The sequence below is a fragment of the Pseudomonas sp. 2995-1 genome (genome assembly GCF_002742505.1).
In the GTDB taxonomy this organism is placed as follows: domain Bacteria; phylum Pseudomonadota; class Gammaproteobacteria; order Pseudomonadales; family Pseudomonadaceae; genus Aquipseudomonas; species Aquipseudomonas sivasensis.
The window spans coordinates 130,334-136,353 of the sequence record NZ_LJSA01000349.1 but is presented as its reverse complement, the minus strand read 5'-3'; the positions used below and the strand labels follow the sequence as shown (position 1 = coordinate 136,353).

Here is a 6,020-nt window from a genome sequence, read left to right as displayed (position 1 = left end):
GTCGGGGTAGGGGGATTCGAACTCCCGACATCCTGCTCCCAAAGCAGGCGCGCTACCGGACTGCGCTATACCCCGGTTTGAAATTGGCTCCGTGACCAGGACTCGAACCTGGGACCCAATGATTAACAGTCATTTGCTCTACCGACTGAGCTATCACGGAACTACATATTTCAAAGTACAACTTTTACTGCTTGAAACTCTCCTCTTCGACCCTGTCCGTATCGCTACGTTAGCGTCTCTGAGGCGCGCTATTCTACAATCTTAAAAACCCCTGTCAACCCTTTAAATTGCTTTTAAGACAATGATTTGCGCTTCTTTCTGATTTCTTCTTGGGGAGAAGAAACCCGTGGGCTGACGTTGCTGCGGGGCGCACTTTACAAGCCTTTTCCTTACAGTTCAACGCCCTAACGAAAAAAAAGGTCCCGCGATGCGGGACCTTCTCTCATAACGCTGCAATCCAGGCTTAATGGAAGACGATTTCGTCGTTCTCCACAGTCGCCTCTACGCTGGTGCCTGGCATAAAGCTGCCTGACAGGATCAACTGCGCCAGCGGGTTTTCGATCCAGCGCTGGATCGCACGTTTCAAAGGCCGTGCACCATACACCGGGTCGTAACCGACTGCGATCAGCTTGTCTAACGCCTCGCGGCTCAGCTCCAGCGACAGCTCGCGCTCTGCCAGACGACCGCGCAAGCGGCCCAACTGGATCTCGGTGATGCCCGCGATCTGATCACGCGCCAATGGCTCGAAGATCACCACTTCGTCGACCCGGTTGATGAATTCCGGGCGGAAGTGTGTGGTCAGCGCATCCATTACCGCAGCGCGCTGGGCCTCACGATCACCTACCAACTCCTGGATCTGGGAGGAGCCCAGGTTGGAGGTCATCACGATCACCGTGTTGCGGAAGTCAACGGTACGCCCGTGACTGTCCGTCAACCGACCATCTTCCAGCACTTGCAGCAGGATGTTGAATACATCCGGATGCGCCTTCTCGACCTCATCCAGCAGGATCACCGAGTAAGGCTTACGCCGCACGGCTTCGGTCAGGTAACCGCCCTCCTCGTAGCCCACATAGCCTGGTGGAGCACCGATCAGGCGAGCCACCGAGTGTTTTTCCATGAACTCGGACATATCGATCCGCACCATGGCCTCTTCAGTATCAAAGAGAAACTCAGCCAGCGCCTTGCATAGCTCGGTCTTACCCACGCCGGTCGGGCCAAGAAACATGAACGAGCCGCTCGGGCGGTTCGGGTCGGACAAGCCGGCCCGCGAACGCCGTACCGCGTTGGACACCGCCACGACCGCCTCTTCCTGGCCGATCACGCGCTGGTGCAATAGGTGCTCCATCTTCAGCAGCTTGTCGCGCTCGCCTTCGAGCATTTTCGACACAGGAATGCCGGTCCACTTCGAGACGACTTCGGCGATTTCTTCCTCGGTCACCTTGCTGCGCAGCAACTGATTCTCGCTCTTGCCGTGCTGGTCGACCATTTGCAAGCTGCGCTCCAGGTCCGGGATGACACCGTACTGCAATTCGGCCATGCGGTTCAGGTCGCCCTTACGGCGTGCAGCCTCCAGTTCCTGACGGGACTGTTCGATCTTTTGCTGGATCTGCGCAGAGCCCTGCACTTCGGCTTTTTCCGAGGTCCAGATCTCTTCCAAGTCCGAATACTCGCGCTCAAGCCGCAAAATTTCTTCCTGGAGTTTTTCCAGGCGTTTCTTCGCAGCGTCGTCTTCTTCTTTCTTTAAAGCCTGGGATTCGACTTTCAGTTGAATCAGGCGCCGATCCAGGCGGTCGAGCACTTCCGGCTTGGAGTCGATTTCCATACGAATGCGGCTGGCCGCTTCGTCGATCAAATCGATGGCCTTGTCCGGCAACTGACGATCGGTGATATAGCGATGGCTCAATTTGGCCGCAGCAATGATCGCACCGTCAGTGATCGCCACCTTGTGGTGGACCTCATAGCGTTCTTTCAAACCGCGCAGGATGGCGATGGTGTCCTCTTCGCTCGGTTCTTCCACCAGCACTTTCTGGAAGCGACGTTCAAGGGCTGCATCCTTCTCTATATATTGACGGTACTCGTTGAGCGTCGTTGCACCTACACAGTGCAACTCGCCGCGCGCCAAAGCTGGCTTGAGCATGTTGCCAGCATCCATCGAGCCCTCGCCTTTACCGGCGCCGACCATGGTGTGCAGTTCGTCGATAAACAGAATGATCTGCCCTTCCTGCTTCGACAGTTCATTAAGCAGAGATTTCAGGCGCTCTTCAAACTCGCCGCGGAACTTAGCACCGGCGATCAACGACCCCATGTCCAAGGACAGCAGGCGCTTGCCTTTAAGGCCGTCCGGCACTTCACCATTGATGATGCGCTGAGCCAAACCCTCGGCAATCGCGGTTTTACCCACACCAGGCTCACCGATCAGCACAGGATTATTCTTGGTGCGACGCTGCAGGACCTGAATGGTGCGACGAATCTCGTCGTCGCGGCCGATGACCGGATCAAGCTTGCCTTCTTCGGCGCGCTTCGTCAGATCGACGGTGTACTTGTCCAGGGCCTGGCGCGACTCCTCGTGGTTAGGATCATTCACCGCGTCGCCACCACGCAGGTTGTTGATGGCATTTTCCAGGGCTTTCTTGCTCACGCCCTGGCCCAGCAACAACTTGCCGAGCTTGCTGTTCTCGTCCATGGCGGCGAGCAGCACCAGTTCGCTGGAGATGAACTGGTCGCCCTTTTGCTGGGCCAGGCGGTCGGCCTGGTTAAGCAGGCGCGCCAGATCCTGCGACATGTTCACGTCGCCGGTTGGATTTTGGATTTTTGGCAGCTGGTCGAGCTCTTTGCTCAACTCCTTGCGCAGGCTGCTGACATCAAAGCCCACCTGCATCAGCAAGGGCTTGATAGAACCACCTTGCTGTTCCAGAAGAGCCTGCATCAAGTGTGCAGGCTCAATGGCCGGGTGGTCGAGACCCACCGCCAACGACTGGGAGTCCGATAACGCCAACTGTAATTTGCTGGTTAAACGATCAATACGCATTAGTCACCTTCCTTTTGAGCAGGCCGGAGCTATAAAACATTCCTGAATGAAGAAACCTGCCAGATACCCTTATAGATGGGGTGGATTCTGGAAGATTCAAGCTACGGACAGTTGACGTAAGTCAGGAGAGTCTAGCGTTCGAGCCAGATAAGGGAGGCAAATCGACCGGTGCGCGGACTGCGCCGGTAAGAAAAGAAGCGCGGATCGGTCACGGTGCACAAACCACCACCGTAAACAGCCGTGACGCCCCGTGCGGCAAGGCGCAGGCGAGCCAGTTGATAGATGTCAGCCATGAACTTGCCGGGATTACGGCTCGGCACAAAGGCTTGGGCAGTGGTCGGCAGTTGCTGCATGAAGGCTTCACGCACCTCAGGACCGACTTCAAAGGATTGAGGACCGATTGCCGGGCCCAACCAGACCAGTACGTCGGCAGGAGCGGTATCCAGACTTTCGAAAGCCGCTTCCAACACGCCAGCCGCCAACCCGCGCCAACCGGCATGGGCCGCTGCGACACGAGTCCCTGCGCGGTTGCAGAATAACGCGGGCAGGCAATCGGCAGTCATAGAGGTACAAGCGATGCCTGGGTTGCTGGTCCAACAGCCATCGGCTTCAGCCGTGCGGCCAGGATCAGCCTCAACCACGGTCACCCCGTGAACTTGGCGCAGCCAGGCCGGCTGAATATCAAAAGCGTCGCTAAGACGACGGCGATTTTCAAGAACGGCCTCCAGGCTGTCCTCTACATGATCGCCCAAGTTGAGGCTGTCGAACGGCGCCAGGCTGACGCCGCCCGCACGGGTGGTAACGCAGGCCTTTACCCGAGCCGGCGCGGGCCAGTCAGGTATCAGCCAGTCACTCATCCAACAAACGCCTCACGGTCCTGCTTGAGCAGTGACAGCAACCAGACAAAATCGTCCGGCAGTGGCGATTCCCAGCTCATGCGCTTACCACTCGTCGGATGATCCAGTTCCAGGAAGCGTGCATGCAGTGCCTGGCGCGGGAACGTCTTGAGCGATTCAACCATTGTCTGACTGGCCGCAGGCGGAATGCGGAAGCGACCACCGTAGGCAGGATCGCCGACCAACGGGAAGTTGATGTGGGCCATGTGCACGCGAATCTGGTGAGTACGACCGGTTTCCAGCTTGACCCGAACGTGGGTGTGGGAACGGAAACGCTCCAATACACGGTAGTGGCTTACGGCCTGCTTGCCGCCCTCCATTACCGCCATGCGCTGGCGCTGCTGGCCGTGGCGACCGATAGGGGCGTTGATCTTGCCACCCGCGACGACCACGCCGATCACGATGCACTCATAGATCCGGCTGACGCTACGGCTCTGCAACTGCGTAACCAGTTGCGTCTGCGCCTGAATGGTCTTGGCAACCACCATCAGGCCGGTGGTGTCCTTGTCCAGACGGTGCACGATACCGCAGCGCGGCACGTTGATGATGTCCGGGATATGGTGCAACAGGGCATTGAGCAAGGTGCCATCAGCGTGCCCGGCCGCCGGGTGAACCACCAGGCCTGCGGGTTTGTTGATGACGAGGATGTCGTCGTCTTCATAGACGATATCCAGCTCAATGTCTTGGGCGACCCATTCTCCCTGGGCTTCCTGCTCGGCAGTCAGCTCAAGAATCGCACCGCCATGGACTATGTCTCGCGGGCGGATAACCGCTCCATCCACAGTCAGGCGGCCGTCTTTGATCCAGGCGGAAAGGCGCGAGCGCGAGTGCTCAGCGAATAATTGTGCGGCGACTTGATCGAGGCGTTGGCCGCCCAATTCGGACGGCACCTCTGCGCGAAGTTCAATTTTATCGGACATGCTCAGACTAGGCGTGGCACAGCCTTTGGTTTCGGCTGCGCGCTTGTGGTTAAATACGGCGTCTTTTGCCCCGAGGCTTTCAACGGGGCGCTCATCATAACAGGACGGCCCCGCCCAAGACAGCGGCCGTCATAGGGACGCAAGCCGCCATGCAAGTGAAACACCTGCTGCTGATCGCCATCCTCGCCATGACTGCTGCTTGCTCGTCAACAAAGGAAGTCGTCGACGAAAACCTGAGCGAAGTCGAGCTGTACCAACTGGCACAGAAAGACTTGGACAATAATAGCTACACCAGCGCCACAGCGAAGCTGAAGGCACTGGAGTCGCGTTATCCGTTCGGGCGCTATGCCGACCAGGCTCAGCTTGAGCTGATCTATGCCAACTACAAGAACGCCGAACCGGAAGCCGCCAAGTCCGCCGCCGAGCGTTTCATCCGTTTGCACCCGCAACACCCGAACGTGGACTACGCCTACTACCTCAAGGGCCTGACCTCGTTCGACCAGGATGTTGGCCTGCTGGCGCGCTTCCTGCCGCTGGACATGACCAAGCGTGACCCAGGTGCTGCCCGCGACTCCTACAATGAGTTCGCCCAGCTGACCAGCCGCTACCCGAACAGCCGCTACGCCCCGGACGCCAAGCAGCGCATGATCTACCTGCGCAACCTGCTGGCGTCTTACGAGATCCACGTAGCTCACTACTACCTGACCCGTCAGGCGTATGTCGCTGCTGCTAACCGTGGCCGCTACGTAGTAGAAAACTTCCAGGAGACCCCTTCCGTGGGTGACGGCCTGGCAGTGATGACCGAGGCCTACCAACGTCTGCACTTGGACGAACTGGCCAACACCAGCCTGGAAACCCTTAAGCTCAACTACCCGGATCACCCGAGCCTGAAAGACGGCCAGTTCGTGCCTCAGGTTGCAGAAGCGGACAACCGTTCGTGGCTGAGCAAATACACCCTGGGCCTGATCGAGTCGCGCCCACCGTTGCCGCCGGGCGAAACCCGCGCCAATCAGGACGTGATCAAACAGTACCAGGACGCCAAGGAAGCCATTCCTTCGGAGCTCAAGCCGCACGACGAGAACGGCGACGTGATCGAAGAAGAAGAGCCAGAGGCCCTGGGCAACAATCAAGACCGCTCCTGGTTCAGCTACATGACCTTCGGTGTGTTCGACTGAT

The 6,020-nt window shown here is 58.2% G+C and carries 4 protein-coding genes and 2 tRNA genes; 1 reads left to right on the top strand and 5 read right to left on the bottom strand.

Annotated features, from left to right (window positions below):
• Position 1 precedes the first annotated feature (1 nt).
• From AOA61_RS13605 to rluD, 5 genes are all read right to left on the bottom strand, one after another.
• Positions 2 to 75: transfer RNA gene (locus AOA61_RS13605), tRNA-Pro, on the bottom strand.
• A gap of 9 nt (positions 76 to 84) precedes the next feature.
• Positions 85 to 160: transfer RNA gene (locus AOA61_RS13600), tRNA-Asn, on the bottom strand.
• 303 nt (positions 161 to 463) lie between these two features.
• On the bottom strand, positions 464 to 3,028 hold the full coding sequence (clpB, locus tag AOA61_RS13595; protein ID WP_032886186.1) for an ATP-dependent chaperone ClpB: 2,565 nt from the start codon (positions 3,026 to 3,028) through the stop codon (positions 464 to 466).
• A 131-nt stretch (positions 3,029 to 3,159) separates the two neighbouring features.
• Complete coding sequence (pgeF, locus tag AOA61_RS13590) at positions 3,160 to 3,885, bottom strand: peptidoglycan editing factor PgeF (protein ID WP_095183795.1); 726 nt, start codon at positions 3,883 to 3,885, stop codon at positions 3,160 to 3,162.
• Positions 3,882 to 4,844, bottom strand: a complete 963-nt coding sequence (gene rluD / locus AOA61_RS13585) for a 23S rRNA pseudouridine(1911/1915/1917) synthase RluD (RefSeq protein ID WP_032886184.1) — start codon at positions 4,842 to 4,844, stop codon at positions 3,882 to 3,884. The genes pgeF and rluD overlap by 4 nt, the downstream gene beginning before the upstream one ends.
• A 149-nt stretch (positions 4,845 to 4,993) precedes the next feature.
• Here rluD and AOA61_RS13580 point away from each other — a divergent pair, with 149 nt between their 5' ends.
• Complete coding sequence (locus tag AOA61_RS13580) at positions 4,994 to 6,019, top strand: outer membrane protein assembly factor BamD (protein WP_032886183.1); 1,026 nt, start codon at positions 4,994 to 4,996, stop codon at positions 6,017 to 6,019.
• The last annotated feature ends 1 nt before the right edge of the window (position 6,020 follow it).

Bases quoted from the DNA above. Each gene is read 5' to 3' on its own strand.
- clpB (WP_032886186.1), bottom strand. From the start codon at position 3,028: ATGCGTATTGATCGTTTAACCAGCAAATTACAGTTGGCGTTATCGGAC.
- pgeF (WP_095183795.1), bottom strand. From the start codon at position 3,885: ATGAGTGACTGGCTGATACCTGACTGGCCCGCGCCGGCTCGGGTAAAG.
- rluD (WP_032886184.1), bottom strand. From the start codon at position 4,844: ATGTCCGATAAAATTGAACTTCGCGCAGAGGTGCCGTCCGAATTGGGC.
- AOA61_RS13580 (WP_032886183.1), top strand. From the start codon at position 4,994: ATGCAAGTGAAACACCTGCTGCTGATCGCCATCCTCGCCATGACTGCT.